Annotated in this window: 22 protein-coding genes; 18 read left to right on the top strand and 4 right to left on the bottom strand. The window is 66.1% G+C overall.

Annotated features, from left to right (window positions below; translation table 11 throughout):
• Window positions 1–30 precede the first annotated feature (30 nt).
• The 12 genes from JT720_RS08735 to JT720_RS08680 all read left to right on the top strand — a co-directional run bounded on the left by JT720_RS08735 (window position 31) and on the right by JT720_RS08680 (window position 15,722).
• A complete protein-coding gene (locus tag JT720_RS08735; RefSeq protein ID WP_205480841.1) occupies window positions 31–2,517 on the top strand; it encodes a hypothetical protein in 2,487 nt (828 codons plus the stop codon).
• A gap of 159 nt (window positions 2,518–2,676) precedes the next feature.
• Complete coding sequence (locus JT720_RS14160) at window positions 2,677–4,563, top strand: glycosyltransferase (RefSeq protein WP_205480839.1); 1,887 nt, start codon at window positions 2,677–2,679, stop codon at window positions 4,561–4,563.
• Complete coding sequence (locus JT720_RS08725; RefSeq protein WP_205480837.1) at window positions 4,560–5,645, top strand: polysaccharide biosynthesis/export family protein; 1,086 nt, start codon at window positions 4,560–4,562, stop codon at window positions 5,643–5,645. The genes JT720_RS14160 and JT720_RS08725 overlap by 4 nt, the downstream gene beginning before the upstream one ends.
• A complete protein-coding gene (locus JT720_RS08720; protein WP_205480836.1) occupies window positions 5,642–6,445 on the top strand; it encodes an ABC transporter permease in 804 nt (267 codons plus the stop codon). Before JT720_RS08725 ends, JT720_RS08720 begins: the two co-directional genes overlap by 4 nt.
• Window positions 6,446–6,447: 2 nt before the next feature.
• Complete coding sequence (locus JT720_RS08715; RefSeq protein WP_205480834.1) at window positions 6,448–7,152, top strand: ATP-binding cassette domain-containing protein; 705 nt, start codon at window positions 6,448–6,450, stop codon at window positions 7,150–7,152.
• A gap of 35 nt (window positions 7,153–7,187) precedes the next feature.
• Window positions 7,188–8,516, top strand: a complete 1,329-nt coding sequence (locus tag JT720_RS08710; protein WP_205480832.1) for a hypothetical protein — start codon at window positions 7,188–7,190, stop codon at window positions 8,514–8,516.
• 4 nt (window positions 8,517–8,520) lie between these two features.
• The gene (locus JT720_RS08705; protein WP_205480831.1) at window positions 8,521–10,470 is read left to right on the top strand and encodes a tetratricopeptide repeat protein; all 1,950 of its coding nucleotides are present in this window, start codon (window positions 8,521–8,523) and stop codon (window positions 10,468–10,470) included.
• Window positions 10,471–10,488: 18 nt separating this feature from the next.
• On the top strand, window positions 10,489–11,634 hold the full coding sequence (locus tag JT720_RS08700) for a glycosyltransferase family 4 protein (RefSeq protein ID WP_205480830.1): 1,146 nt from the start codon (window positions 10,489–10,491) through the stop codon (window positions 11,632–11,634).
• Window positions 11,631–12,410: a sulfotransferase family protein gene (locus tag JT720_RS08695; protein WP_205480829.1), complete on the top strand. Its 780-nt coding sequence runs from the start codon at window positions 11,631–11,633 to the stop codon at window positions 12,408–12,410. Before JT720_RS08700 ends, JT720_RS08695 begins: the two co-directional genes overlap by 4 nt.
• Window positions 12,411–12,538: 128 nt before the next feature.
• Complete coding sequence (locus JT720_RS08690; protein WP_272873184.1) at window positions 12,539–13,333, top strand: outer membrane protein; 795 nt, start codon at window positions 12,539–12,541, stop codon at window positions 13,331–13,333.
• A 125-nt stretch (window positions 13,334–13,458) separates the two neighbouring features.
• Window positions 13,459–14,373, top strand: a complete 915-nt coding sequence (locus tag JT720_RS08685) for an ATP-grasp fold amidoligase family protein (protein ID WP_205480827.1) — start codon at window positions 13,459–13,461, stop codon at window positions 14,371–14,373.
• A gap of 158 nt (window positions 14,374–14,531) precedes the next feature.
• The gene (locus tag JT720_RS08680) at window positions 14,532–15,722 is read left to right on the top strand and encodes a sugar-transfer associated ATP-grasp domain-containing protein (RefSeq protein ID WP_205480826.1); all 1,191 of its coding nucleotides are present in this window, start codon (window positions 14,532–14,534) and stop codon (window positions 15,720–15,722) included.
• Between the two features lie 3 nt (window positions 15,723–15,725).
• On the opposite strand, the gene JT720_RS08675 is transcribed toward JT720_RS08680, so the two are convergent.
• Complete coding sequence (locus JT720_RS08675; RefSeq protein ID WP_205480824.1) at window positions 15,726–16,295, bottom strand: glycine cleavage system transcriptional repressor; 570 nt, start codon at window positions 16,293–16,295, stop codon at window positions 15,726–15,728.
• 230 nt (window positions 16,296–16,525) lie between these two features.
• Here JT720_RS08675 and JT720_RS08670 point away from each other — a divergent pair, with 230 nt between their 5' ends.
• Window positions 16,526–17,776 carry a sugar-transfer associated ATP-grasp domain-containing protein gene (locus JT720_RS08670; RefSeq protein WP_205480822.1) on the top strand — a complete coding sequence of 417 codons (1,251 nt, stop codon included), beginning with the start codon at window positions 16,526–16,528 and terminating at the stop codon, window positions 17,774–17,776.
• Here the strand turns inward: JT720_RS08670 and JT720_RS08665 are convergent.
• Window positions 17,748–18,494 (bottom strand): glycosyltransferase family 25 protein, encoded by a 747-nt coding sequence (locus JT720_RS08665; RefSeq protein ID WP_205480820.1) that lies wholly within the window; start codon window positions 18,492–18,494, stop codon window positions 17,748–17,750. The genes JT720_RS08670 and JT720_RS08665 overlap by 29 nt on opposite strands.
• Before the next feature lie 111 nt (window positions 18,495–18,605).
• Here JT720_RS08665 and JT720_RS08660 point away from each other — a divergent pair, with 111 nt between their 5' ends.
• The 5 genes from JT720_RS08660 to JT720_RS08640 all read left to right on the top strand — a co-directional run bounded on the left by JT720_RS08660 (window position 18,606) and on the right by JT720_RS08640 (window position 23,601).
• Entirely contained in the window at window positions 18,606–19,676 is a 1,071-nt protein-coding gene (locus tag JT720_RS08660; RefSeq protein ID WP_205480819.1) for a polysaccharide pyruvyl transferase family protein, read from the top strand.
• Complete coding sequence (locus tag JT720_RS08655; RefSeq protein WP_205480818.1) at window positions 19,660–21,075, top strand: Coenzyme F420 hydrogenase/dehydrogenase, beta subunit C-terminal domain; 1,416 nt, start codon at window positions 19,660–19,662, stop codon at window positions 21,073–21,075. The genes JT720_RS08660 and JT720_RS08655 overlap by 17 nt, the downstream gene beginning before the upstream one ends.
• A complete protein-coding gene (locus JT720_RS08650; RefSeq protein ID WP_205480817.1) occupies window positions 21,072–21,566 on the top strand; it encodes a protein-tyrosine phosphatase family protein in 495 nt (164 codons plus the stop codon). Before JT720_RS08655 ends, JT720_RS08650 begins: the two co-directional genes overlap by 4 nt.
• Window positions 21,567–21,631: 65 nt before the next feature.
• Window positions 21,632–22,615 (top strand): MDR/zinc-dependent alcohol dehydrogenase-like family protein, encoded by a 984-nt coding sequence (locus JT720_RS08645; protein WP_336511976.1) that lies wholly within the window; start codon window positions 21,632–21,634, stop codon window positions 22,613–22,615.
• Window positions 22,612–23,601: a Gfo/Idh/MocA family protein gene (locus JT720_RS08640; RefSeq protein WP_205480816.1), complete on the top strand. Its 990-nt coding sequence runs from the start codon at window positions 22,612–22,614 to the stop codon at window positions 23,599–23,601. The genes JT720_RS08645 and JT720_RS08640 overlap by 4 nt, the downstream gene beginning before the upstream one ends.
• On the opposite strand, the gene JT720_RS08635 is transcribed toward JT720_RS08640, so the two are convergent.
• Together JT720_RS08635 and JT720_RS08630 are read right to left on the bottom strand one after the other, a co-directional pair.
• On the bottom strand, window positions 23,557–25,218 hold the full coding sequence (locus JT720_RS08635) for a hypothetical protein (RefSeq protein ID WP_205480815.1): 1,662 nt from the start codon (window positions 25,216–25,218) through the stop codon (window positions 23,557–23,559). The two genes, JT720_RS08640 and JT720_RS08635, sit on opposite strands and share 45 nt — an antisense overlap.
• Before the next feature lie 7 nt (window positions 25,219–25,225).
• Window positions 25,226–26,260 (bottom strand): NAD-dependent epimerase/dehydratase family protein, encoded by a 1,035-nt coding sequence (locus JT720_RS08630; RefSeq protein WP_205480814.1) that lies wholly within the window; start codon window positions 26,258–26,260, stop codon window positions 25,226–25,228.
• Window positions 26,261–26,268: the final 8 nt, after the last annotated feature.

Below are 26,268 nucleotides of genomic sequence, written 5' to 3'. Positions count from 1 at the left end.
CCTGCCGATTGCCGTCGTGAGGAAGAGGTCTTGAGCAGACTCCGGGTCACACCCATTGGAACGTGCCGGATCCACACACCGCTGCGTCGCGGCTCCTCGCACCGGTCGGTGGAACTGGACCTGCGGCGGAACTACGGCTTCGTCCACACCAGCGCCGAGGCCCTTCAGCAGCTGCGCTTCCTCATGGGCGAGAAGGCCTTTCGTCCCGATGTCGTGCCGCTCGTCTTCCGCACCGATGAACTCTCCGAGCTGACTGCCCAGAGCTGGGAGCCGTCGGACCTCCACGTTGTGGAAATCAGCTCGGCCAAGCGCATCCGCTGCGGTCCCGACGAGGTGCAGGGCAATTACCTCCAGCGCCATTTCCCCGACTTCTTCGCCAGCAACGAGCGGGCGCGGCAGTTCTGGAACATCGTGAAGATGGGCAATCGGACGGAGGTGCTGGAGTTCGTTGCGCAGCAGCCTTCGTATCGCCGCATGACCCCGGACGAGCGTCGGCTCCTGACGGAACTGTCGATGGAGCAGCAGTCGTTCCGCACCGTGAAGTCGGACATGGCGGAGATCGTAGAGCGACTTGGCCGGGACAAGGTGCTGTTCGTCACCCACGTCAATGCGGCTCTGCCGGACGGGACTCTGATCGCATCGCGGGACCGGCTCATTCGCTGGGTCAAGCTCGCCGCCGAACAGTTGGGCGCCGCATGCTTCGACCCGACGCCGCTGATGCAGGATGTCGGGCAGGAGCAGGCGCTCGAGAACGAGGGCCTGGACCTCACGCATTATGAGCCGGCATTCTCCGACCAGGTGTTCGACCAGCTTTACCGGCGATATTTCGAAAGGCGGATGTCCCTCGATGGCGGCCCGGAGGAGGACAGCGCCGACAGCAAGGCGGTCCGGCTGGCGACAAGGCTCGAGGCTGAACTGCAATCGGGCGATTTCTTCGCCGCTTCCCGACAGGTGTTCGCCGCGTTGCAGGAGCATCCCGACTCCGCTCCGCTCCTCCACCTGCGCGGCTTCGTTCGCGGTCGGATCGGGGACTATGCTGCCGCTGCCCAGGACCTGACCGACCAGGACGACTCCGCCATGTCCCAGCCGGTGCGCATCGTCCGCGCCGAGGCCCTGCATGCCATTGGCCGGACCGCGGATGCGCTGGCCGCCGCGCAGCGCATGCTGGACGAGGAGTTCACCAGCGCGGAGCTTTACCGCACCGGCGCAGCGCTCGCCGAGCAGCTTGGCCGGGCCGAGCTGGCCGCTGCGCACGCCAAGCAGGCGTTCCGGCTCGACCGGACCGACCTGCGCACGGGGCTTCAGGCCTTGAAGCTGCTCATGGCTGCAGGCGATGCGGACGCGGTCGAGGATTGGCGGCACGAGCTGATCGACACCATGAAGGGCTCGGCCGCCGGCTCGTTCGAGCTCGCCAGCTGGGCTCTCCAGAACCGCGACGAGGACCTGTTCAGGGCCGCGCTCGCCGTGCTTGCGACCTCGGACAAGGGCAGCAGTCTCGACCTCATCGACGAGGCGATCGAGCGCGACCTCCCGGCGGCTGCCGCGAACAGCGTCAGGGTGCTCACCCGCATGAGCGCCCTCGTTCCCGGGCTGGCGAAGCGCCGGGCTGCGACCATCAACCGCATGCTGGAACTCGCCCATGACTATGCCGAGCAGGGAAGGGCAGCCGACGCATTCGGTATCGCCCGTGCGCTCGCGGAGCCGCAGGCCGGGTCGGGACAGCCTGTGATTCCGCCAGCCGTGCAGACCCGGGCTCACCGCCTTGCGATCCAGGTGACCCGTGAAGCGCGGCTGCGGGTCCGGTCCGCGTACCTGGCCGGCGACATGGCGGACGTGGCGCGGCTCGGCGAGGACATGGGGCAGGCGCTGCTGGCGGACGCGGATGCGGTCGTGATGGTGGCGCGGGCCCTCCATGCCGAGGACCGGCTGCCCGAAGCCCTCGCCTTGCTCCTGACCGCTGGCGAGGACTTCCCCGACCATGCTGCCCTGAAGCGATGGACCGGCCGGTTCGGAGTGGCGACCGGTGACTACCGGGTCGCGCTCGATGCCTATGGTTCGCTGCGGCAATCTCCCAAGCCGGAAGCGGAAGCTTTTCGCGCGGAGGCGGACCGCTTCTTCACCACCGCCGAGCGCGGGGCTGCGAAACGATTGCGCCAACTGGTCGACACCGGGAAGGTCGAAGACGCCGTCGACCTCGCCGAAGCCATGGACCGCCACCTCGGTCGTCTGGAACGCACCGAGCGGGAGTTGAAACGACTCCAGCGCCTGCTCCGAGTGCACGCACGCGAACTCGAGGGGGAGGATCGCGAGGCGGTGTTGCGGCGCCTCCTGCGCATCCATCCGGACGATGCCTGGGCGCTGCGGCGATTGGCCCTAGACCTCATGCGGCAGTTTCGGTTCGCGGAGGCAACGGACGCTTGGGGCCGACTTCAGGCCCTCATGCCGGAAGACGAGTCGGCCGCTCGCAATCGTGACCGGTGCGACACACTTGCAAAGCGACGTGCAGGAATCCGTTAACCATTCATTTAGCGGCGCATTGACGTAGCGGCTTGCGGCCCTACAGGTCATGCTTGGCGTTCTGGGGGCGTTGAAAAGTCCTTCAACATGATGAGTTTAACAGCGCATAGGAGTGCGCCGGCCGCTGCTGGCGAAACAACTCCGGCTAGTTCGGCGGCGGTGGATGCGTCGGCCAATCCGGAGGGGTTGATCGAGGCGCTGCACCTGATCGAGGATGATGGCGAGTTCGAGCGGAAGTGCGCGGCTGCCGCGCTTGCCTGTTCGGCGCTCGACCTACTGAAGGTTCGGGTTCAGCGTCTGATCAAGCGCAAGGACCTCGCCTCTGCGGTCGCCTTGATCGATGCCCATGCATTCGATCCGGACCTCGACGGCGCCGGTATGCTCGTGAAGGCGGAACTGCTCCATGATGCTCGCGAGCATGGCCGCGCGGCAGAACTCTTTCAGTCGCTGATCGCCGACCATCCGGAACGACGCGAGTTCCGGGCGGAATATGCCAAGCGCCTGCTCGCGGAAGGCGATCTCGCGGCTGCGCGGACGATCCTCCTTCCGGTGGAGCATAGCTTCACCGACGGCACCAAGGCCCAGCAGCTCGTCACAAAGACCCTGGACCTTCACGCCCTTCTCGAACGCCTCGAAGGCACGCCTCCGCGCGCAGGGGAAGACGCGCGCATCATTGCGATGAAGCATGCCATCCTCCACTTCCGCAATCGCCAGGTCGACGTGCGGGAAGGGATTGGGCTCGGACGCTTGAGCTTGATCACCGGCAGTCTGGGTCCGGGCGGCGCTGAGCGGCAACTCACGCGGTTGGCGATCGAGCTCAATCGCCTCCGCACGAACCACGGCAAGGTCGCCGGAGTGCAGCTGGACCGTCCCGTGGAAGTGCTCGTCCGCTCGCACGGCCCCGAACGGCAGAACGACTTCTACCTGGCGGAGCTGCAGGCGTCGGGTTGCGAATTACAACAGATCAACCTGTTCGACCCGATTTCCGCCAAGGCCTTGGGAGTGACCGATCCCGAGCTTCTATTATTGCTCGATTATCTCCCTCCGGCCGTGAACTATGGCGTCAAGCGCCTGGCCCGGCATTTCCGCGAGTCCGGGACCGAGACCGCATCCATCTGGCAGGACGGCGCCTGCCTCTTCGCCGGGCTTGCAGCGCTGGTGGCCGGAGTGCCGCACGTGCAGCTGGCGATCCGGGGCCTTCCGCCAAGCATGCGCCGCCACATGTTCCGGCCGGAATATGAGGTGCTCTATCGGGCCCTGGCGCAGGTTCCGGGCGTGAGTTTCATCAGCAACAGTCTGTCCGCGGCACGTGCCTATGCCGAGTGGCTGGAACTGCCCGTGGGCAGGTTTGACATCGTCTACAATGGCGTCGAGCCGATGCGCCCGGAACCGTCGGACACATGCGCAGCCCAGTGGGACGCGTTCGTGAAGCGGACGGCGGATGCCACGCACACGATCGGCGGCGTGTTCCGCTTCGACACCGACAAGCAGCCGCTGCAGTGGATCCGCTTCGCCGCACGCTACCTCCGCAAGCACCCCGACACCCGAGTGCTCCTGGTTGGCGGCGGGCGCCTGCTGGAAAGCGCTCAGCAGCTCGCGGCGGAGCTCGGCATCGCGGAGCGCATCCTCTTCGTCGGCCGCTCCTCCCGCGTGGGGTTCTGGATGTCGAAGATGGACGTCCTGATCCTCATGTCGCGCTACGAGGGGCTGCCCAACGTCCTGATCGAGGCCCAGTACATGGGCGTTCGCGTGGTCACTACTCCGGCGGGCGGCGCGGCCGAGTGCCTGATCGACGGGACCACCGGGCATGTTCTCGAATGCGCCGAAAAACCATGTCTCGACCTCGCTACCGAACGCACGCGCAACCTCGCGTTGCGGGCGGGTGACCGGGCCCTGTTCGGGGAAGGCGGAGTCGGGCGCCAGTTCCTGGACAGCAACTTCTCCATCCCCCGGATGCTGCGCGAGTATGTGACGTGCACGGCCGGTCGGTTGGCCTCGCTGGCACCGGGGACGATCCAGGTTCCGGAAGGCCGGCGGGTCGCATGAACGGACTCCTGCGCAAGGTAGATAGGGCCGCGACCCTTGGCCTTCTCCTGGTCGTGGCCTCCGGCTGCTCGACCCTGCCGCGATCCGTTTCGTCCCTGTCCGAGGTTCAGGACGCTTCCACGGCCGGCGACGTGCGCCTCGTGCCGCTGACCGCCGCGACGCTGCCGCAGCCCGGCCGAGCGCTGGAGGCCGGGTTCCCACCGGAGCTGACGCAGTCGCAGGAATTCGATTTCTCCCGCCTCGGGATCGGGGACCGGCTGCAAGTGCGCATCTGGGAGGGCGGCACTCCTTCCCTCTTCACGACCGCGGGCGGGGCGGATCTTGGCGAACTGACCATCGACGAAACCGGCCGCATCTTCCTGCCCTATGCAGGGGCGGTCCAGGCGGCCGGACTGACGGTGTCGCAGCTTCGCGCAGCCATCACCGCGAGGCTGAGCCGCGTGGTCCTTCGCCCGCAGGTGGACATCCGGCCGGCAGAACGGAGAAGCGCGCTGGTGAGCGTTCAGGGTGACGCCGCGAAGCCGGGCGTTTACCCGATCGACCAGGGGCGGACGCGTCTCTCCTCGATGCTGGCGGAAGTGGCGCCCAACCAGAAGAACGCGGAGATGCTCCAGGTCACCGTGCGCCGGGACAATGCGTCCGGACAGGTCCGCCTGAGCGACATCTATCGCGACCCTGCGCTCAATATCGCCTTGCAGCCAGGCGACCAGGTGATCCTGAGCAACGTCGTCGAAAGCGTCACCGTGCTCGGCGCCGCCGGGGTTCAGGGTCAGGTGCCGATTGCCCGCCGCGACTTCAGCCTGATGGACGTCATCGGTCAGGCCCGAGGCCTCAGTGAAGACGCCGCGGATCCGCGCGCGGTGTTCCTGATGCGCCAGCCGGAGAACGGGTCAGGCGTCCCGACCGTGTACCAGGTCGACATGCGCAAGCCCGGCAACATCGATCTGGCCAACCGGTTGGTGGTCCAGGACGGGGACGCGGTCCTGATCTCGACGGCGCCCTTTGCCCAGACCCGCAAGGTGCTGTCCGCCTTTTCCCAGAGCCTGGGGGCCGTACGAGCGGCGACGACCACGATTCCATGAGCAGCTTCCGGCAGGGCCAGGTCGCTCCGCGCAGCGAGAACATCGCCGACCGGCTCTACGATCACGTCCATGTCATCCTCGCGCTGGCAAAGCGGGAGGTCCAGTCCCGCTTCGGCCAGCATGCCATCGGCTATGCCTGGACCTACGTGACGCCGCTCGCGTGGATTGCAGTGACCTACGTCGGCTTCATGATCTTCGGCCGAAGCTCACCGGTCTACACCGACACGGTCACCTTCATCATCTCCGGCCTCATCCCCTACGTGGCGTTCCGCAGCGTGATCAACGGGGTGGGCCGCGTGAACTCCGGTCTGCGTGGCCTCGTGATCTTCCCGTCCGTCACGCACGCGCACGGAACGATCAGCGCTGCGCTGGTGGAATATGTGAACGTCGGCATCGTATTCGTCATCGTGGCGGGCTTGAACCTGCTCGTCTTCGGCGACTGGGAGCTCGACCGGCCGCTGCATTTCCTCGCCGGCGTGTCGCTCGCCTGGGCCCTGGGGCTCAGCTACGGCTACCTGTTCTCGGTCCTCGCGCAGTCGTTTTCGGGTGCCTACCCGCTGTCCCAGACTCTGCTCCGGCCGACGTTCTTCATCTCGGGTGTCTTCTTCACGGGCAATGAGCTCCCCGACCGGGTGCTCGACGTGCTCGCGCTCAATCCGCTCCTCCATGCGGTGGAGATCGCGCGGGACGGGATGCTGTTTCATTACCAGTCCCGGGTGGCCTCGGCCTTCTACCCGCTGGCGTGGATTGCAGGTCTCCTGTTGGCGGCCACCGTGGTCCGGTCGCTGCAGCGGAGGTAGTCATGTGGGGCTTCGTCAACTGCACGCGCTACTACCAGTCTTTCGGCGCACCCAAGGTCGTTCTCCATGAGGCCAACCTCGCGGTCCGGACGGACGAGCGGTTCGGATTGCTCGTCCGGGCCGGTGAGGGCAAGTCGACGATCGTCCGGCTGCTCGCCGGCGTGGACCGGCCGGACGAGGGGCACGTCCTCCGCGACGAGGGCGGATGGCCGCTGGGCTATCCCGGAGCCTTCCAGGCGCAGCTCACGGGCGAGGAAAACATCGTCAACATCGCGGAGATGGTGGGTCTGGAGCCGTTGAGCTACTCCGCCTTCTGCGCCGACTTCTCCGAGCTCGGCGAAGCCTACTTCTCACCCCTGACGCTCTACACCGGTCGGATGCGCGCTCAACTGGCGTTCGCGGCCAGCTTCGGCATGCCGGCCACCACCTACCTCGCGGACGAGAAACTGGTCGCGGGCGACGACGCGTTCAAGCGCAAGTGCGCCTCCGCCCTGAAGAGCCGGCTGGACCGCGCCGGGTTGATCCTGGTGGCGAGTAACCCTAAGGCGACGAAGGACTTTTGCGATCGGCACGCAGTCCTCGTGAATGGCAAGATCATCCTCTGCGGGGACCATGACGAAGCGGCGGAGCTGTTCGCGGCCAGCGCATCCGATCCCCAGAGCGACGATGTCGGCGAGGATGAACTCGCCTCGTTCGACCTCGCGTGAAGCGCGGCGTGATGAACTGAGATAAGGTGGACGTGATGGACAACGACGAGCGCATCCGCCGCTGGCGTCAGGGAAGGGCAGCCGGAGACACGGCCGCCGTCATCGAGCGCCCGAAGCTCCGCGACAAGGCGGTCACGACCGAGCGCGCCGAAACACCCGGCTCGATCACGTCCGATGGGTCGGACGCTGCCGCATCCGGCATGGCCAGCATCGAGGAAGCGCAGCTTGCGATCGTCGCCCGGCGGCAGGCGCAATGGGGCCGCCTGATCCGCCGCTTCATGCTCTTGGTCGCAGTGCCGTTGGCGGTTATCCTGTCCTATATCTTGCTGATCGCCACGCCGCTCTACCAGGGCGAGGCCGTGTTCACCGTGCAGACCAGCTCCCAGTCCGCCCCCTCGCCAAGCGCCGGCTTCTTCACTCTGGGCTCCGGCAACAGCACCATCGCCGACGCCTTCAAGGCCCGGGAGTTCATCCTCTCCCGGCCGATGATGGACCAGCTGGAGCGCCGAACCGGCTTCATGAGCCACTTCACCTCCACCGAGATGGATCCGCTGACCCGGTTCAAGGGACCGTTCGGCCTCAACCAGGAGCCCTACGCTTATTATCGCAAGCGGGTCCGGGTGGCCGTCGACGTCCAGGAGGGCATCCTCCGCCTCTACGTGCAGGCGCGCACCCCGGAAGACGCCACGCGCTTCGGGAACGCGATCCTCGCCTCTGCGGAGGCGCACGTGAACGCCTTCTCGCAGAAGATCAGCGACGACCAGATCGAAGCGCTTACGCAGGACACGCAGGCGGCCGAGCGGCAGGTCGCGGACGCCAGGCGTTCGCTGGCGATGGTGCAGGCGCGCCGCGGGGAGCTCAGCCCCGAACAGACCACCACGGCCGTCTACCAGCTGATCAGCAACCTGGAGCTGCAACTGGCCGAAGCCCAGCGGGAGCGGAACGGCCTGCTCGACCAGGGCCTGACCGAAAGCCCGCTGCTGCCCCGCCTCAACGCCCGCGTCGAGGAACTGCGCGCTCAGATCGCGGAGCAGCGGCGTCGGCTGGTCAGCCCGGCCGGCGGGTCGCTGCAGCGGACCCTCAACGAATATGAAGGCGCGCAGGTGCGCAAGGAGATCGCGCAGGCCCGGTGGGAGTCGACCCTCACGACCTTGCAGCAGGCGTATCAGCGGATCCTCGACCAGCGGCGCTACTTCGTGATCGTGGTCGGCATGTCGGTCGCGACCTTCCCGGCGGTCCGCGACCTGCTCGGGATCACCGGGCCAATCCTTCTCGCCCTCGCGCTGGCGTACGGATTGTTCTTCGTGGCCCGTCGCAGCGGGGTCGGCGCAGGCCTTGGCTCTCGTGCCTGGACCCTCCGGTAGACCGGTGACCGTCGCTCTGGAAGGAGGGGCCCTCGACCGGCTCCGCTCCCTCGTGATCCGTGAGCGGTGGGATGAGGTCATTGCGACCTACCAGGCGGACGCGTCTCCGGAGGAGAAGCGGCTGCCCGGATGCCAGCTGGCCTATGCCATTGCGCAAGTCCGGACAGGGCAGGAGACGTCGGGCCTGCGCCTCCTTCAAGGCGGGCTGCTCTCGCTCCCCGGTGCGCGTGACGACGTCCGCAAGTTCGTCATCCCGTACCTGCTGGACCGTGGCCGCGTCCGGCCAGCGGCGGAGTTGCTGGACGATCTCGCCCGCGCCGGACGAGCCACCACGGCGGACCACCGGCTGCTGACGAACCTCCTCGCGAAACAGGGCCAGCTGGACCAGGCCGCACGATCCGCCCGCCGCCTCGTCGAACTCGATCCCGAGGACCTGCCGGCGAAGACCTCCTGTCTCCAACTCCTGCTGAGTATCGGAGAGGTGGAGGAGGCTGGAGCCTATGCCGAGGGACTCCGAGGCCTGCTGGGAGAGGACTCGCGGCTTGCCGCCGTGGCGCTGATTGCGCTCACCCGCAGCGGGCGCACGGCCCTGGCCGCAGACCTGGCAACTGAGCTGTCGGAGGGGACGATCACCCATGAGGTGCTTGCCGCCGCGATCGTCCGAACCCTGCTCCAGGCCGATCGGCTGGAAGAAGCGGTCTCGGTCGGCGAGCAGTTGATCGACGAAGGTTGGGACGATGCAGCCGTGCGGTCCGCCCTCGGCCAGGCGTACATGGGCGCACCCTGGTCCGACCGGTACGAGCGCGCCGCCGTGCACCTGCGTGCGGGCCTGAGGCTCGCGCCGGAGGACGGGCGGCTCAACCTTTCCCTCGGGGAGGTCCTGCTTCGCACCCGTCACTATGCCGAGGCGCTGGGTCACCTCGAACTGGCGGTCCGGCACTACCCGCGCAACCCGCAGGTGCTGGCGCTCCATGCGCGCGCGCTCAAGCAGAACGGCCACCATGCGGAGGCCGCGGCGCAGTTCCGCAAGCTGGTCGCCATGCAGCCTTCATCGACCCGCTGGCAGCGCTATGCGGCCGGCGCCCTGAGCCAGGCGGGTCACCGCGAGGAAGCGGCAAGCCTGTTCGCCGGCTTCGTCGCCGAGCGGCGCAAGGCGCTCCCGAAGAACTTCGAAAAGGGCCTGAACGCCCTGTGGGAGCGGGTGGACAGCCTCGACATCCCCAGGGCGCGTCTCGACTGGGCCTGGAACCTCAAGGGGCGGGAAGGGGAAGACCGGCACGAGTGGGAACGGCGCGCGAAATGGGGCCATCTCGCCGACCATTACCTGCTCGACTGGCTCGAATGCCGCGACGATCGGGTGCACGAAGCCATGCTCCGGCTTGCCGACCTGTCCGAGCCCGAGCGCATCCTCAACGGCATCGACCAGAGCCGCGGGATCATTCTCGCGTCGGCCCACATCGGCCCCATGTATGCGGGACCTCTGGCGCTGGAACTGCTGGGAATCCGTTCCAAGTGGCTCGCATCGACCCCCAGCGTCGCCCGGACCGCCTATGCCAGCTCCCTGATCTCGACCAGCGACCAGGACGACGCCCAGGTCGCGCGCGCCTTCGTGCGGGCGCTGAAGCAGGGGCACGCCCTGGTGCTCGCGGTCGATGGCGCCATCAACCTCGGCGCTCCGCGGATCGAATTCGCGGGGCAGGAAATGACCTACTCGAGCTTCGCGGCCCGGACTGCCCATCGCATGGGGGTGCCGTCATTGTTCTGCGCGCCTCGGTGGGAAGGGGATCGGATCGGGTTCGTGCTGGAGCGGATGCCCGATCCGCTGCCGGATGAGCCCGCCGACAGTCACGCCGACCGGTGGCGTGACGCCTTTCTGAGCGCCGTCCGAACCTACCTTTCTGGCGAGCCCGAGAACCTGCGCCTGAGCGGTGGGCTCTGGCGCCATATGCGCTGAGCTACCTGACCTTCTCGCATGACTGATCCGCTGCGCATCCTGCTGCTGACGCGGTCCTACCCTCGCGCTGGGGATCTCTATCAATACCCCTTCGTCCACCGGCGGGTGCTGGCCTACGCCGCACAAGGGCATGAGGTCACCGTGTTCCGGCCCGGTCCCGGCCCGCAGCCGTTCGCCTACGACCATGAAGGGGTGACCTGCCACGTCGGCGGCGCCGAGGAACTCGTACGCCTGAGCGCCAAGGTTCGGCCGCAAGTGGTCGCCGTTCATGGCTTCAGTGAGCAGATGGTCGGCATGCTCGACGGCATGCTGGGCCGGTTGCCCGTGTGCGCGTGGCTGCACGGGTCCGAAATCCCCGATTTCTTTCGAACCAAGGCCCTGCTGCTACCCTATGCATCCGAGCGGCAAGCGGCGCTCGAGGCCGTCCACGTGCGTCGTGAGTTCTGGCGTGCCTTCGCCAAACGATGGCCCGACCGCTTCCGGCTGGTTCTCGTCTCCCGGCACTCCGCCGAACTTGCCCGCAAGGACTTCGATCTGCCGGAGGATCGCTTCTGGGTGATCCCGAACCCGATCGACACGGACCTGTTCTCCTATACTCTCAAGCCGGCCGAGCAGCGTTTGCGCGTGCTGATGATCAGGCCGTTCGACCATCCGTCCTATGGCAATGACATGGCCGTGGACGCGATCGTGCGGCTGAGCAGCCGGCCAGGGTTCGAACGTCTGCAGTTCACGATCGTCGGCGACGGACCGCTGTTTTCCGAAACGGTGAAGCCGCTGGGTCACCTGGGCAATGTCGAGCTTCGGCGGCAATTCCTGCGCCAGGACGAGATTGCCCGGCTGCATCGTGACCATGGGCTGTTCCTGGTTCCCACCCGGCTCGACACTCAGGGGGTCTCGCGTGACGAGGCCATGTCCTCGGGCCTGGTGCCAATCACCAACCGGGTGGCCGCAGTGCCGGAGTTCGTGGACGACAGCTGCGCCGCTCTTGCCGGCCCAGAGGATGCTCCAGGGCTCGCGGAGCGGCTCTGGGAGATGGTGGAGCAGCCGGCGCTGTTTCAGGCCCGCTCCGTCGCGGCCGCCGAGCGGATCCGGCTGCAAACCGGGCACCAGCGGATCATAGAACAGGAACTCGAGCTCCTGTCGGAGGCTGCCAGTCGACCATGACCAGTGCTCAAGCCGGCTCCGCCCGTCCGGATTTCTACATCGCTGCCATCGGGCGCTCGGGCAGCACTGCCCTGTGCAACTGGCTGACCAGCCCGCCGTCCGAGCTGGTCTTTTCCGAGCCGTCGTTCACCCGCCTCCGCAACCCGCGGCTGCTCCCGATCCAGCTCGCCGCATTCGGCATGCCCGCATCGGACGAGGAGCTGGCGTTCGCCGACCCTTCGCCGATTGCGCGCTTCCAACGTCTAATGGCACCCCGGCTCGAGGGGAAACGTTGGGCCCTCAAGGAGGTGCTTTGTGAGGAACATGCGCTAGTCCTCGACATGTTCGCACCGCCACGCGTCCTCCTCACCGTCAGGGACATCCACGACATCGCCTTGAGCTTCTTCGAGAAGCATCGGATCCAGGACAATCTGAACCGGTTCAGCGATCAGTGGGTCAAAGACTATTGCGTCCGGGAAAGCGCCGGACTCGTAGCGTTCAGAAACTTTCTGGAGATTCGCGGAATTCCGCACTATGTCATCCGCTACGAGGAACTCACCCGGTCGCCGGACGTACGGCGCTCCGTGGCTTCGTTTGTAGGCTGGCGTGGCGATGGCCGTGTCGACAGCAATTTTGCGGAATTCGACCGCGGGTTCGAAGCGTTGCGTCACGGTCCCGCTTTCTCGGGTCGCCTGCGTTCCCGAGGCGAGCGGGCATTGCGAACGGAGGAGTGTCGCTTAGCCGAGCGTATTGTGGAATGTTGTTCTGCGTATCAGCGTGCGTTCGGCTACCAGTAGACTGGCAGGTCGACAGTCAAGATTGTTGCAAGCATGTCACAGATGGCTATCTAGGCTTCGTTACGGACGCATGATAGAAACCATCGCGTCGCATTCGAGTTCTAGCTGAATACCAAGAAGGGGTATCAATGCGTAAATATTTATTAACCGCTGCCGCAGCCATGGCAATTTCAACGCCGGCTCTTGCCAAGGATGGCGCCGCTTATGTTGGCGTCTCTGGTGGTCCCATGATCGCGCAGGACATCACGCTCGATTATCAGGGTCCCACGGGCGCTGAGGATGGCACGATCGATCTCGATCATGAGCGTGGCCTCGATCTCGACCTGAACGCCGGTTACGACTTCGGTCTGTTCCGCGTTGAGGGTGAGCTGGGGTGGAAGCGCGCCGGCATCAAGGGTGCCGAGCTCGACATTCCGGGTTCGACGGTCGTCGACGTTGACGGCAAGGGCCGCGTGCTCTCGGGCATGGTGAACGCCCTCGTCGACTTCGGTGACGACAACCTCAGCGGCTTCATCGGCGGTGGCGCCGGTGTCGCTCGCACCAAGTACAGCCTTGACGGTTTCGGCAGCGAGTCGGACTCGAACCTGGCGTATCAGGTGATCGCTGGCGTCCGCACCGCGGTGTCCGAGAACGTCGATCTTGGCCTGAAGTATCGTTACTTCACGACCAAGTTCAACCTCGAGAACGGCTCTGAGGAAGTGATCGGTCGTTGGAAGTCTCACTCGCTGCTCGCGACGCTGGCTTTCAACTTCGGTGGTCAAGAAGCGGCTCCGCCGCCTCCGCCGCCCCCGCCGCCTCCGCCGCCTCCGCCGCCTCCGGCGACGCAGACCTGCCCGGACGGTTCCGTGATCCTGGCGACCGACGCTTGCCCGGTCCCGCCGCCTCCGCCGCCGCCGCCGCCGCCCGCTCCGGAGCGCGGCTAAGCGGTTCGGGAGACTGCCCGGCGTTGCTGGACAGCTCTCTCCGACTGGAACAGGGAAGGGGTGGAACTTCGGTTCCGCCCCTTTCTTCGTTGAGGTTTCCTGATCGCGAGGCCTGAGCCGACATGTTGAAGACCATCTTCCGCGCGGCAAAGGCAATCACTCCCGGACCGGTGCAGGAGGTCATCGACCGCGGGTATACGCACGCGTTGCAGCTCCTTCCGCTGAGGACCGCGTTGCAGATCCGCTACTTCAAATCCTACCAGCGCTGGCCTCGGCTCGACCAACCCGTCCTCTTCAGCGAAAAATGTCAGGCGCTGAAGCTTTTGCGTCCAAACTTGGCAATTTACGTCGATAAGGTGGCGGTAAAGGCATTTGTTGAGCGCCGAATTGGCACTCAACGTGTCATTCCTACACTCTTCGCCGGTCCCCAGCTCCCGCCGCGAGCCGAGCGGAACTGGCCGTTGCCCTACGTAATCAAGACTAATCATGGCAGCGGCGGCAATATCTTCGTCCGCGAACCACCCGATTGGGACACAATCGAAGTTCGCCTCAATGAAATGCTCGCCTGTGACTTCTCGGCGATCTCGGGCGAAACCTTTTATGGCACCATCAACCGGCAAGTCCTCGTCGAGCCCTTCATTGCAGAAGGACCGGACCTACCGCTCGACTACAAGATCTTTGTCTGCGGCGGCGAGCCACAGTTCATCCAGGTCGACACCGATCGGGAACATGCACACAAGCGCGTCTTCTTCGATCGTGACTGGAACCGCCTGCCAATCCGTCTCGGCTACCCCGACGATCCACGGCCGATTACTCGGCCCATCAACCTGGAGCACATGCTCGAACTCGCGCGTAAACTTGCACATGGCTTCGGCTTTGTTCGCGTGGACTTCTACGAAGTGCAAGGTCGTGTTCTTTTCGGCGAAATGACCTTCACTCCGGAATCCGGCTTGATGCGTTTCGAACCGTCCAGCGTCGATGAAGACCTAGGGCGCCTCTGGCCCTGGCCGCCGACCTTCCCCGACCCGCAAGGCCTCTAGCGCGACCGAAGCTTCAAGCGCCGTATAAGGCGTGATACCGTCCGGATCGCGGCCAAAACGGGTGAGCGTTCATGACGGAACGGAAGTCGGCACGGCAAGACAGGACGACCACCCGCATAAACGATAGGCGCTCACCGCCAGGCGAGGCCGAGCTCGCGATGCGGCGCTACTTTCGCGAAAAGGTCGCATCGCCGCTCGACAACCGACTCTGGCCGCTTCGCGTCATTCCCCCGCTCCTCAAGCAAACAATGCTCCATGCGGAGGTCGTGAAAGCGGAAACCGGCATGTCCCGCTGGCAATTGCTTCGAGACTGCTGGTCAACCTGCATGCGGGAGCAATCCTGGCCGGCGGGCTACTATCGCTACCGCCTGTTCCGACCAGAGCGCCGTCCGTTCGCCAGCCGGTTCATCGACGAACGGTTTGGCTTTCCGTTGCTGATGAAGCTCAACGATCCTGGGGACGTCGCGGTGCTCGACGACAAGCTGCGGTTCGCGCAAGCATGCTCCGAACTCGGTCTCGCCCATGTGGAGGTGCTCGCCTACATCGAAGATGGCCAGCTCGTGCAGGCGAGTTTTGCCGGACCGGACGACCTGCCGCGCCGTGATCTGTTCGTGAAATCCACCAGTTTGCGCAGTGGCTGGGGCGTGCAGCGGTGGATCTACGATCCGGCGACCGACCGTTATCGGAACGAGAACCTGGAGCGGACCTCAGCCGAGCTGATCGAGCTCATTCGCAACTTGTCGAGGGGCGAGGAGCAGACGTTCGTTCCGCAGCGACCACCCTTCTGGCGCCGCTGGTTCAGCAACGAGAAGGTGCAAGAGGGAGGGGACGCGCGTCCGTATATCATTCAGCCGTCCATGCGGAACCATGCCCGCATGTCCGCCTTCACCAATGGAGCGCTTTGCACGGTGCGGATCGTCACGGCACGCGCGAAGGGTGGCGAGCCGCAGGTCATTGTTGCATCACTCCGCATGCCGACGGGGACCAGCAGCGTCGACAACTTCGTTGCCGGAGGACTTGCCAGTCCGGTCGATCTCGGGACCGGGACCTTGGGCGCCGCGGTCTACATGGACCCGAGGCGCGCCGATCGAGACGTGCACCCGGATTCAGGCGAACCAATCACGGGTGCGGTTCTGCCGTTCTGGCACGAGGTGCAGGATCTTGCCCTTCGTGCTCACCGCGCCTTTCCCCGTATCGCCACGGTCGGCTGGGACATCGCCATCACCGAAGAAGGCGTGAAGCTGCTTGAAGCGAATACGGGCTGGGGTTTTCACGTGGTGCAGATGGCCCAGGGCAAGCCGCTGGGCATGACGGTGCTGCCCGAACTTCTGATGTCGCACGCCGACTGAAGCTCAGGTTGTCGACGCGGGCGTCGGATCGGGGCGCGGAATGATCGGCCCGTCCTCCACGGCATCAAGGTCGACCATGATCTCCCCGGAAAGGCCCTCCAGCACCTCCCGCACCTGGGTTTCGCTGACTTCCGGTGGCAGGAGCAGTTCGGCGGTCGCTCGGAACAGCTTGGCTCCGGACCAGGAGCTGTCCTCCACGGCGCTCTCGAAGGTCGCGATGTTGACGCGGATACCAGCGAGGGCACTGGTCACCTCCTGGACAATGCCGGGTCGATCCTGGCCCACCAGTTCGAGGAATAGGAGCTGCTCCGCATCTGGCAAACCAGCAACTTCGCTCACGGGAACTACGGTGATCTTGAGACGGTCCGTTTGAAGGGCGGCAAGGCGCTCCTCCAAGGCGGTCAGCATCGAGCCCGGCAGCTCGACGTGGACAGCACCGACGAACATGCCGGCCATGCTCGACAGGTGGCTTTCCAGCCAGTTGCCGCCGACCTCCATCACCGCCGCGGCTACCTCCTGGGTCAGTCCCGGTCGGTCAGGACCAATCACGGTGAGGATGGCGGGAGCAGTCATCGGGCGAGTCCTTGCTTAAGGGCGGTGCCCCTGCCTTTCCTCCGCTTGGGCTGCTCGCACAAGTCTGATACTCCCACCCGGTCTGCGGTCGCGGCAGGTGACAGGCTGCCAGCACGAGCCATGGCGACCGAGTGTGGGAGTATCTGATGATCCGCCCGGCCAAAGCGCAATCGACTGGAAGCTGCGCGGCCTCGAGCGTGCCGGAACCCTCAACCCAAGCATCGGCCGCGATGGAGACGACCCAAGCGGAAGAGGCACTCCGCCGTTACTTCGCCGCCCACGTCCTGAGCGCTCGAAGCCCGAGAGCCTGGTACCTGAGGGTTTTTCCGGGAGTGGTTCGCCAGACTGCAATCTACGGCAGGCACGCAGCGTGGACGTCGGGGAGAAGCTTCACGGCAGTGCTTCTGGATTGCCTCCGCACTTGCGTCGAACAGGTCTATTGGCCAGCGGGCTATTACCGGTTCAAGCTGTACTTGCCCGAGCGGGCTGCTCTTGCCCGGCGGTTCCTGTCTTCTCGGCTGCTCAAGCCGATCCTCCTTGCTGCCAACGATGGCAAGGAGATGCTCATTCTCGACGACAAGGTGCGCTTTGCAGACGCATGCCGAAGGGCCGGCCTGCCGCACGTGAACACCGTTGCGCTTTTCGAGAATGGCCGAGCGGTAGGCGGGCCGCTCGAAACATCCTTGCCGCGCGCGAACCTGTTCGTGAAGTCGACCAATCTGCTGTGCGGGCGGGGGGCTGAGCTTTGGGTGTTCGATGAACGAACCGAAACCTATCGGTCCGACGGTCGACAGCTTACCGCCGGGCAGCTCGTTCAACATGTTGCGACACTCTCGGCGGAAGGCGTTACGCTGCCGTTGTGGAAGCGCCTGGCGGCACGCATTCCGCGGCTGATGGTGCAGGGTGAACGCGCTCTGCAGGAACCCCGCCCGCACGTCATACAGCGTGAGTTACGCAACCACCCCCAAGTCGAGCGCTTCAGTAATGGGGCGCTGTGCACCGTCAGGATCGTCACCGCCCGTTCCGTGGTCGGCCCTCCCGAGATCATCACGGCGGCGCTGCGGATGGCAACCGGATCAAGCCACGTCGACAACTTCGCTGCAGGCGGACTGGCAGCGCCGATCGACCTGCACACCGGTGTTCTCGGACGCGCCGTGTACAAGGACATCCGCAAGGCCGATCTGGATACTCACCCGGACTCCGGTGCTCCTATCACCGGCGAGCGGCTGCCGTTCTGGGAGGAGGCGCGTTCGCTCGCGCTGAAGGTCCATGAGGCGTTCCCCAAAAGCGCGGCCATTGGATGGGACATCGCGTTGACGGACCAAGGACCCCTGCTGCTGGAGGCTAACCCCAACTGGTGTGCCGAAGTCGTTCAGATGGCACATGGTGGGCCGCTCGGAGCGACGGCTCTGCCCAAGCTGCTGCTGTCACACCTGGAGCAGCACGAGCCGATCAGCGACGCGGCGACGCCGGTTTCCTGACGAAGCTCGGGTTGGCCTCGCGCACCGGGTCCGGGTGAGGGAGCTGGCGCTTTAGGCTCCGGGCCAATGCTGTAAGAGAGCGCAAACCCCAGACGCGATCGTAGAAGCGCGGCGGTGCAATGTCGGACCGTGAGGAACGCTGGTTCGCGACGAGGTGGAAGACCGTCGTCAGTTCCGGATGGGCACGACGGAACCATACACAGGCGCCGTCGATCGGTGGGCGCATGGACGGATTGAAGCCGGGTTGGGCAGCTGCTTTCGGGTCCGGCGATGTCGATAGATCGAGCAAGCTCCTCAGGTAGGCTGCTGCCTTCGCTGCTGCCCGGGCGCTGAACCCCATGCAATGCGCACCGATGATGTCGCTGCCGTGAAGGTCCGACGGATCGGACGCAAGATATCCGCCGTACAGGATGTCGCAGTCGGTCGGCAGGTTGTCGTCGTGAACCGCGGGGAGGAACTCACAATCGTCCTGAAGGATGAGGACGCTTTCCCCTGCACGCGACGCCTCCTCCAAAATTTGCAGGTGGCTCAGGTAGCAGCCGTGCGAACCGGCGCACCGGAACAGCCCTGCGTCCTCAACCTGGATCGCGTCGAAGAAGGCGAGCGTCGGGTTCGTGGCCTGGCCGATGGCTTGGAGCTCAGCAATCATCTCGGCTCGCCGATCGGTGCGGGCCGGAAGGTTGACGATCCTGATCCTATCGTACCGGTCGAAGATCATTCAAATCCCTTCGCACCCATAGTCGGCACCTATCACACGCTTAGCTGAGGGTCACGGCCTGGCACACGGCCATTCGGAGGAACCGTGACGCTTCCGGCATGTTGTCGGGCAATGGCGCAATCGGGCTCGATCGGGGTTCTCACCTTTCATCGCTGCATCAACTACGGTTCCTACTGGCAAGCGCGTTGCCTGGTGGAAGGGCTGCAGCAGCGAGGCGTCCAGGCCGAACTGCTGGACCACGACTCCCCGGAAGTGAACCTGGCGGAGTGGCGCTGCTCGCTTCAGCCCGGCCTGCCCGAACGGTCCAGTCGGCCCGAGTTGAAGAAGTACAAGCGCAAGGCTCGGCGCTTCTTCGATGCGTGGGATCATCTGCCGCGATCGAGAGCGTTTCCGCTCGAAAGCCCGGAAGCTGCCGGCAGCTATGACGCGGTCGTGGTCGGCAGTGACGAGGTCTGGAACTTCCGCCATCCCTGGTACCGGGCTAAGCCGATCTTCTTCGGTTCCGGCCTGCAGACAGAGCGGCTGGTCTCGTACGCCGCGAGCTTTGGCAATCACGATGCGGATGATGGGGTTCACCCACACTGGGCCGAGCGCCTGCGCCGGTTCGACGCGATTTCCGTGCGCGACGCGAACTCCCGGTCGCTGGTGAAGGGAGCCACCGGCCTGGATCCTGCAGTGGTGCTTGATCCCTGCCTTCAGTGGCCCGATTTCGCGCGCGCCGAGCCGATGCCCGCGGAGCATCCGTACGCCGTCGTCTATGGCCATGGCCTGCCGTGGTGGCTTGTCCAGCAGGTGCGCCGCTGGGCAGACGAGACCGGCACGAGGCTGATAAGCCTTGGCTATTCAAACGAGTGGACCCACGAGCAGCGGATCGACGAGGGCCCGATGGAGTTCGCGCGGTGGATGGCGGGCGCGAACGCCGTGGTCACGAACTTCTTCCACGGCTGCGTGTTCGCCCTGCTGAACGGAAAGCCCTTTGTCGCGAGCCCCAGCGACTATCGTTTCAACAAGATCCGGGATCTCACAGCGAAGCTCCATGCGACGGACCGAGTGGTGACAGATGGTACGCAATCTGCGGAGTTCGATCGCCTGATGGCTGAGCCGGTGAGCGAGGCGGTAGAGGCAAACATCCGCTCCTATCGTGCCCGCTCGCAAGATTATCTCGATGCAGCACTTTCCTGACCCCCTGGCACGAGAGCAGCCCCTCAGCCCCCGCGACATTGTCCGGTCGGGGCTGTGCATCGGCTGCGGCAGCTGCGTCGCGGACGTGCCCGGCGCGGCGATGCGCTTTGATGAGCATGGACTGCTGAAGCCCGATGGTCCGTCCGACTGGTATCGTGAGCGAACCGCTGACTTCGCGCGGCGCTGTCCGTTCTCTCCGGCTGCCGCGAATGAGGATGCAATTGCGCTCAGCCGCTTCCCGCACGCGCAGGTGGCGGATGGAAAGGTCGGGCGGTTCGATGGCGCTTACGTCGGCCATGTGGCGGAAGAGGAGTTCCGGGCCAACGGCAGCTCGGGCGGCATGGTCACCTGGGTCGCCGCCGAGCTGCTGCGGACGGGCAGGATCGATGCGGTGGCGCATGTCGCTCCCGCGAACCCGGCAAACGATGGCCGGTTCTTCCGCTATGGGATCTCACGCACCGTGGAAGAGCTCGGGAACGGTGCAAAGTCCCGCTACTATCCGATCGAGCTGTCGGAAGTGCTGCGCGAGATCCGTGCGGTGCCGGGTCGCTATGCCGTCGTGGGCGTGCCCTGCTTCATCAAGGCCATTCACCTGCTGCGCCGCTCAGACCCGATCATCGCCGAGCGGGTGACGCATACGCTGGGCCTGTTCTGCGGGCACATGAAGAGCGCGCGCTTCGTGGAGAGCTTTGCGTGGCAGCTCGGGCAGGAGCTGGAGCGGGTGAGGGCGGTGGACTACCGCATCAAGGACGCCGGGCGGCCGGCCAACTGGTATCGTGCACACCTGACCATGGAGGACGGCAGCGCCGCTGCGCAGGACTGGTGGCACCTGGTCGACGGCGATTGGGGGGCAGGCTTCTTCCAGGCGTCTGCCTGCAACTTCTGCGACGATGTGGTGGCAGAAACGGCGGACATCGCGTTCGGAGATGCGTGGGTGGAGCCCTACTCCTCAGATGGGCGCGGGACCAACGTCGTGGTGGTCCGCTCGCCCGATCTGCACCGGATGGTGGAGGAGGCGCGTGCGGCGGGGCGGCTAGAGCTGACGCCGGTCGATGCAGCGTTCATCGAGCAAACACAGGCCGCGGGCTTTCGGCAACGGCGCGAGGGACTGGCCTACCGGCTGACCTGGTGGCGGCGTGGGGTCAGGCCGCGCAAGCGGTTAGCGCCGAGCGCGGGGGGGCTGCCGTGGCGGCGCAAGCTGGTCTATCGCATGCGGGCGCACATCGCGGCCTGGAGCCACCGGATGGCGGCGGTGGCCCACCGGACCGGACGGCCGGCAATCTACACCCGCTGGGGCCGGTGGGCGCTGACCGTTTATCAGGCGCTGACCTATTCGCGCGGGCCGATGGGCGAGTGGCTCGACCGGGTGGAGAAGCGGCTGGGAGATCGCGCGGCTTGAGGAACTTCCACTGGGTCATGGATGGGCTGGCGGTAGGTGGGTGCTTTCCGGCTGAGAGCGCCCCGGCGCTGGCCCGTGATCATTCGATCCGAGCCGTGGTCGACATGCGCGAGGAGGATCGCGATGACGCCGAGGCGCTGGCTCGGGCGAACCTGCGGTTCCTGCACCTGCCGACACCGGATCTGCACCCGGTAACCCTGGAGATGTTGGATCAGGGCGTGGCTTTCGCGTCCCAGCATCTCGACCGCGACCAACGGGTGCTGATCCACTGCCAGCATGGCATCGGCCGCTCCGCCATGCTGGCGCTGTGCGTGATGGTGGACAGGGGCATGGAGCCGCTCCAGGCGCTCGCACAGGCCAAGCAGCGGCGAATGCACGTGTCGCCGAGCCCTCGGCAGTTCGACGGCTGGGCTGCGTGGATGCGGGCGCATGGGCACCGTCCACCGGCATTCGAGCAGTTCGCCGCCATCGCTTATTCGCACCTGCGCTGAGCTTTGTTGAACCAACGTCTGTCTGCGCCGTTCTGCCGGTGCAACGACTGGAAAAGAGGGGGCGAGTGGCGGACCAATTGACAGGTGAGCGGACCATGCGCGCGGCAGTGCTGAGCGGTCCGGCGAAGATCACCATGCAGCAGCTGCCACTGCCAGAGCCTGGTCCCGGGCAGGTTCGGGTGAAGCTGGAAGGCTGCGGCGTGTGCGCTTCCAACCTTGGGCCATGGAGCGGGCCGGAGTGGCTAACCTACCCCGGCGAGCCCGGCGGCATGGGGCACGAGGGCTGGGGGGTGATCGAGGCGATCGGCGAGGGAGTTGCGGGGCTGGAGGTCGGCGACCGTGTGGCTGCGCTCAGCTACAACAGCTACGCCAGCCATGACCTGGCAGAGGCGGACAAGGTCGTGAAGCTGCCGGCGAATCTGGCCGACCAGCCGTTCCCCGGAGAGCCGCTGGGCTGTGCCTTCAACATCTTCAAGCGGGCCGACATCCGCGCCGGCCAGACCGTCGCGATCGTGGGGATCGGCTTTCTGGGAGCGCTGCTGACCCGGCTGGCGACCGATGCCGGCGCGCGGGTCATCGCCATCTCACGCCGGGAGTACTCGCTCGACGTGGCTCGGCAATTCGGGGCCGCGGAGGTCATCCCGATGGACGACCACCAGCGCATCGTTGAGCAGGTCAAAGAGTTGACTGACGGCAAGTTTTGCGAGCGCGTCATCGAGGCGGTTGGCAAGCAGTGGCCGCTGGACCTTGCAACGGAGATCACCGCCGAACGCGGCAAGCTGATCGTAGCGGGCTACCACCAGGACGGGCCGCGGACCGTAAACATGTGGCTGTGGAACTGGCGGGGGATCGACGTGATCAACGCCCATGAGCGCGACCCCGCAGTGTACGTCGAGGGCATTCGCGAGGCGGTTCAGGCCGTGGCGAGCGGGCGGCTGGATCCCTCGCCGCTGTACACGCACCGCTACAAGCTCGACGAACTCGCGCAGGCGCTGGACGACACGCGCGACCGGCCCATGGGCTTCCTCAAGGCGATCGTGGTCCCATGAGCGAGCGCCCAAGCCTTGGTTTCCTTGGTGTGGGCTGGATCGGCCGGCACCGCATGGAAGCGATGGTGAACACGGGCGCGATCGACGTCGCGGCGGTGGCCGACCCCAACGACGACATGCGCGCCGCTGCACTCGCTCTCGCGCCGGACGCAGCGGCGGTGGATACGCTGGACGAACTGCTGACCCAGGATCTGGACGGGCTGGTGATCGCAAGCCCCAGCGCGCTTCATGCCGAGCAGTCGATCCGGGCGCTGGAGGCGGGCGTGGCGGTCTTCTGCCAGAAGCCGCTCGGGCGGACTGAGGCAGAGGTGCGCGCCGTGGTCGAGGCAGCGCGGGCGGCGGATCGGCTGCTGGGGGTGGACCTGAGCTATCGCTTCACCAGCGGGATGCAGCGTATCCGTGAGATGCTGCGGGCTGGCGAGCTGGGGCAGTCATTCGCGGCCGATCTGACGTTCCACAACGCCTATGGTCCGGACAAGCCGTGGTTCTACGATCCGGCGCTGTCGGGCGGCGGGTGCGTGATGGATTTAGGCGTCCACCTCGTCGACTTGGCCTTGTGGGCGCTGGACTGGCCGGAAGTGGTCGGGATCGAGTCACACCTGCTGTCTGACGGCGCGCCGCTGCGTGACCCTGCCGAGCAGGTCGAGGACTATGCAGTCGCGACCGTGACGCTGGCGAGCGGCGCGGTGCTGCGGCTGGCCTGCTCCTGGCGCCTCCCTGCAGGGCAGGAGGCGGTGATCGCCGCCGACTTCTATGGGACCGAGGGCGCGGCGGCGCTGCGAAATGTGGATGGCAGCTTCTATGCCTTCGACGCGGTGCGGATGCGCGGCACGGCGAACGAGCCGCTGGCCGACCGCGAGGACGATTGGGGCGGCCGCGCAGCGGCGGACTGGGCGCGACGGCTTGCGGCCGGCGCGCGGTTCGACCCTGAGGCCGAGCGGCTAGGCGACGTGGCGCATGTGCTCGATCGCATCTACGGGCGCTGACAGGCGCGCCTCCAGCCGATCGGCAGCGGCCTTGTGGCGAGCTTGCTCCTCTGGCCAGTGCGCGAGCATGGACGCACTGATCCGGTGCGCGCCGATGCGGAAGGCGGTGTAAGCAGGCAGGTAGAAGGCGAGCAGGTCCGGGTCGGTGCCGAGCTGTTGCTGAAGGCTCGTTACCTCGTCTTCGGGCAGGTCTAGCTCGACGGCCGCACCTGCCAGGTCCCAGGCGAGGTCCTGGCAGCCGACGAGGTCGTGGCTGGCATGATGGTCCAAGGCGTCGGCTTTGAGGAGTTGGCCTGACGGCAGCCGCAACCACTCGTGTGCGGCCATGCGGCCATCTATGCGCACCGGCCTCAGGCGCGGCTGAAGCGTGTCCAAGTCGGGACTCCAGCGGCCCAGGGCGGGCACATTGTGCCGAGCCATTGCGAGGAGATCGGCCAGCGAGGCGCCCTGCTCGGCGGGCAGGAAGGAGCGCAGGCGCAGGTAGCGGGCGACTTCCTCGGATGTGGGCCGGGTCGGTGCTGCGTCCTCGTGCCAGCGCTGGATCAGCCAGCCATGCGCGAGCCCCGCAACCTCTGCGCCGAAGCCGGCATCGTGCAGGTGGTGCGCGAGGGTGAGTTTCTCCTGACCGATGCGGCCGAGGCCGGCAAACTTGACCAGCCAGCTGTCGGGGCCGCGCCGAGCGAGGAACTTGCGGCGCTCCCAGACCGGGTTGACGGGAGGCCACGCAGCCTCGGCGGCAGACCAGAGAGGGCGCCATTGACCCCCGCTAATGTCGGCCAGCGATCCGTCGATCGGCCCGAGCAAATCCTCGTTCCATCCTTGCAGATGATCGTCCAGAGCGGCGACAGGCCGCTGCGCTTTGGCCCAGCGCGCGCGGTGACGCTCGTTCGCCTGCGGCCCGAGGTGTCCGCCGTGCCCGGGGAGGAAGGCGATGCGCTCGGCCGGAATGCCATGGTTCTCCAGCCAGTCGGCAACCGCCCCGAAGCTGCTGCCAGAGAGGCCGGGGCCCTCGTCGACGATCACGTAATGGGATCGGTCATCGAGCAGCTCGGCGGCGAGCGCCGGCGACAGCGAGAGCTTGCGGTCGAATGGGTGTCCGACCGGCCTCAGGGTCGCCGGCGGCGGAGCGCAGAGGGTGGCGGCGGCGACCGCGGCGAGGCCCGTGCCGATGCTGCGCAGGCCGATGACCTTGGCCGGGCCGCTGAGCTTCAGCTGGCGGGCGGCAATTGCGTATGCCTCCGGATACAGGGCGTAGAAGGCATAGCCTTCCGGCAGTCGCACGCGCACCTCTCGGGGCAGACCGGCCGGAGCGAAGATCGGAGCGAGCGCCGGCGTGCCGCCTTGCCACGAGAGCACTACCGCCTCGGCCATGTCGACCAATTGCCGCATGAGCGCCCGCTCGGCCGGCCATGTCGAGTCCTGTTCGTGCTCCGCAAAGCAGGCATCGGCGACACCCTGGACCAGTCCGGCAAGATCGATGAACAGGCTGGTCAGCGCGGCATGGCGCTGCAGTCCGGTCGGTAAGGCTTCCAGCCTGCGTCGCTCACGCTCCAGCTCGGCAAGCCGGTTGCGGGGTCTCAGCTGTTGGTCGTGGTCGCCATAGACCAGCATTGCCATGCAGCCTTCACTCGGCCGCGGCCAGGGTCGGCTCACGATAAGTGGCGCCGAAGCGGAACATGGGGCCATGCCGCTTCATCTCCGCCGCGAAGTAGGCGGTGGTGGCCTCGAGGCCCGCTTGAAGCGGGACGGTTGCTTCCCATCCGAGCAGCGCCCGGGCGAGGCTGGTGTCCGGCTTGCGGCGGCGGGGATCGTCCTGAGGCAATGGCAGGCGGATGATCTCGCTGCCGGAGCCGGTCAGAGTGAGAACGCGCTCGACCAGGTCGCAGACGGTCAACTCGTGCGGGTTGCCGATGTTGACGGGGCCGGGCTGCTCGCCCTCAAAAGCCATCAGGCGTTCGATGCCTTCTACCAAGTCATCGACGTAGCAGAAGCTGCGGGTCTGGCTGCCGTCGCCATAGACCGTGATCGGCTCGCCGGTGAGCGCCTGGCAAATGACGTTCGAGACGACGCGCCCGTCCTGCGGGTCCATGCGCGGGCCGTAGGTGTTGAAGATGCGCACCACGCGGACGTCGGCGCGGCCGAGCCGGGCGAAGTCGAAGGTGAGCGTTTCCGCGGCGCGCTTGCCCTCGTCGTAGCAGGCGCGCGGGCCGGTGCAGCTGACCCAGCCGCGATAGCTTTCGGGTTGCGGGTGGATTTCCGGGTCGCCGTAAACCTCGCTGGTGGAGGTGAGGAGGAAGCGGGCGCGCTGCTCCTCGGCAAGGCGCAGCAGGTTGCGGGTGCCGAGCACGTTCGTGAGCATCGTGTGCTCGGGGTCCGCCTGGTAGTGCGGCGGGGAGGCGGCGCAGGCGAGATTGTATATCCGATCGAAGCGCTTGCCCGTGATTGCGCGGGGGAGCGGGTCAATGATGTCACCCTCTACCAAGCTGAAGCGTGGGTCACCGGCGAGGTGCTCGAGGTTTGTGGTGCGGCCGGTCTGGAGATTGTCCAGCGCGACGACTTCGTAGCCGCTGGCCAGTAGCCGATCCACCAGGTGCGAGCCGATGAAGCCAGCACCGCCGGCGACCAGCGCGCGCTTCGTTTCGTGGGATGTTGTCGGCACGTGTTTCT

It is taken from the genome of Sphingomonas arenae (genome assembly GCF_016924655.1).
Taxonomy (GTDB): domain Bacteria; phylum Pseudomonadota; class Alphaproteobacteria; order Sphingomonadales; family Sphingomonadaceae; genus Sphingomicrobium; species Sphingomicrobium arenae.
This window is presented reverse-complemented; position numbering and strand designations above follow the sequence as displayed.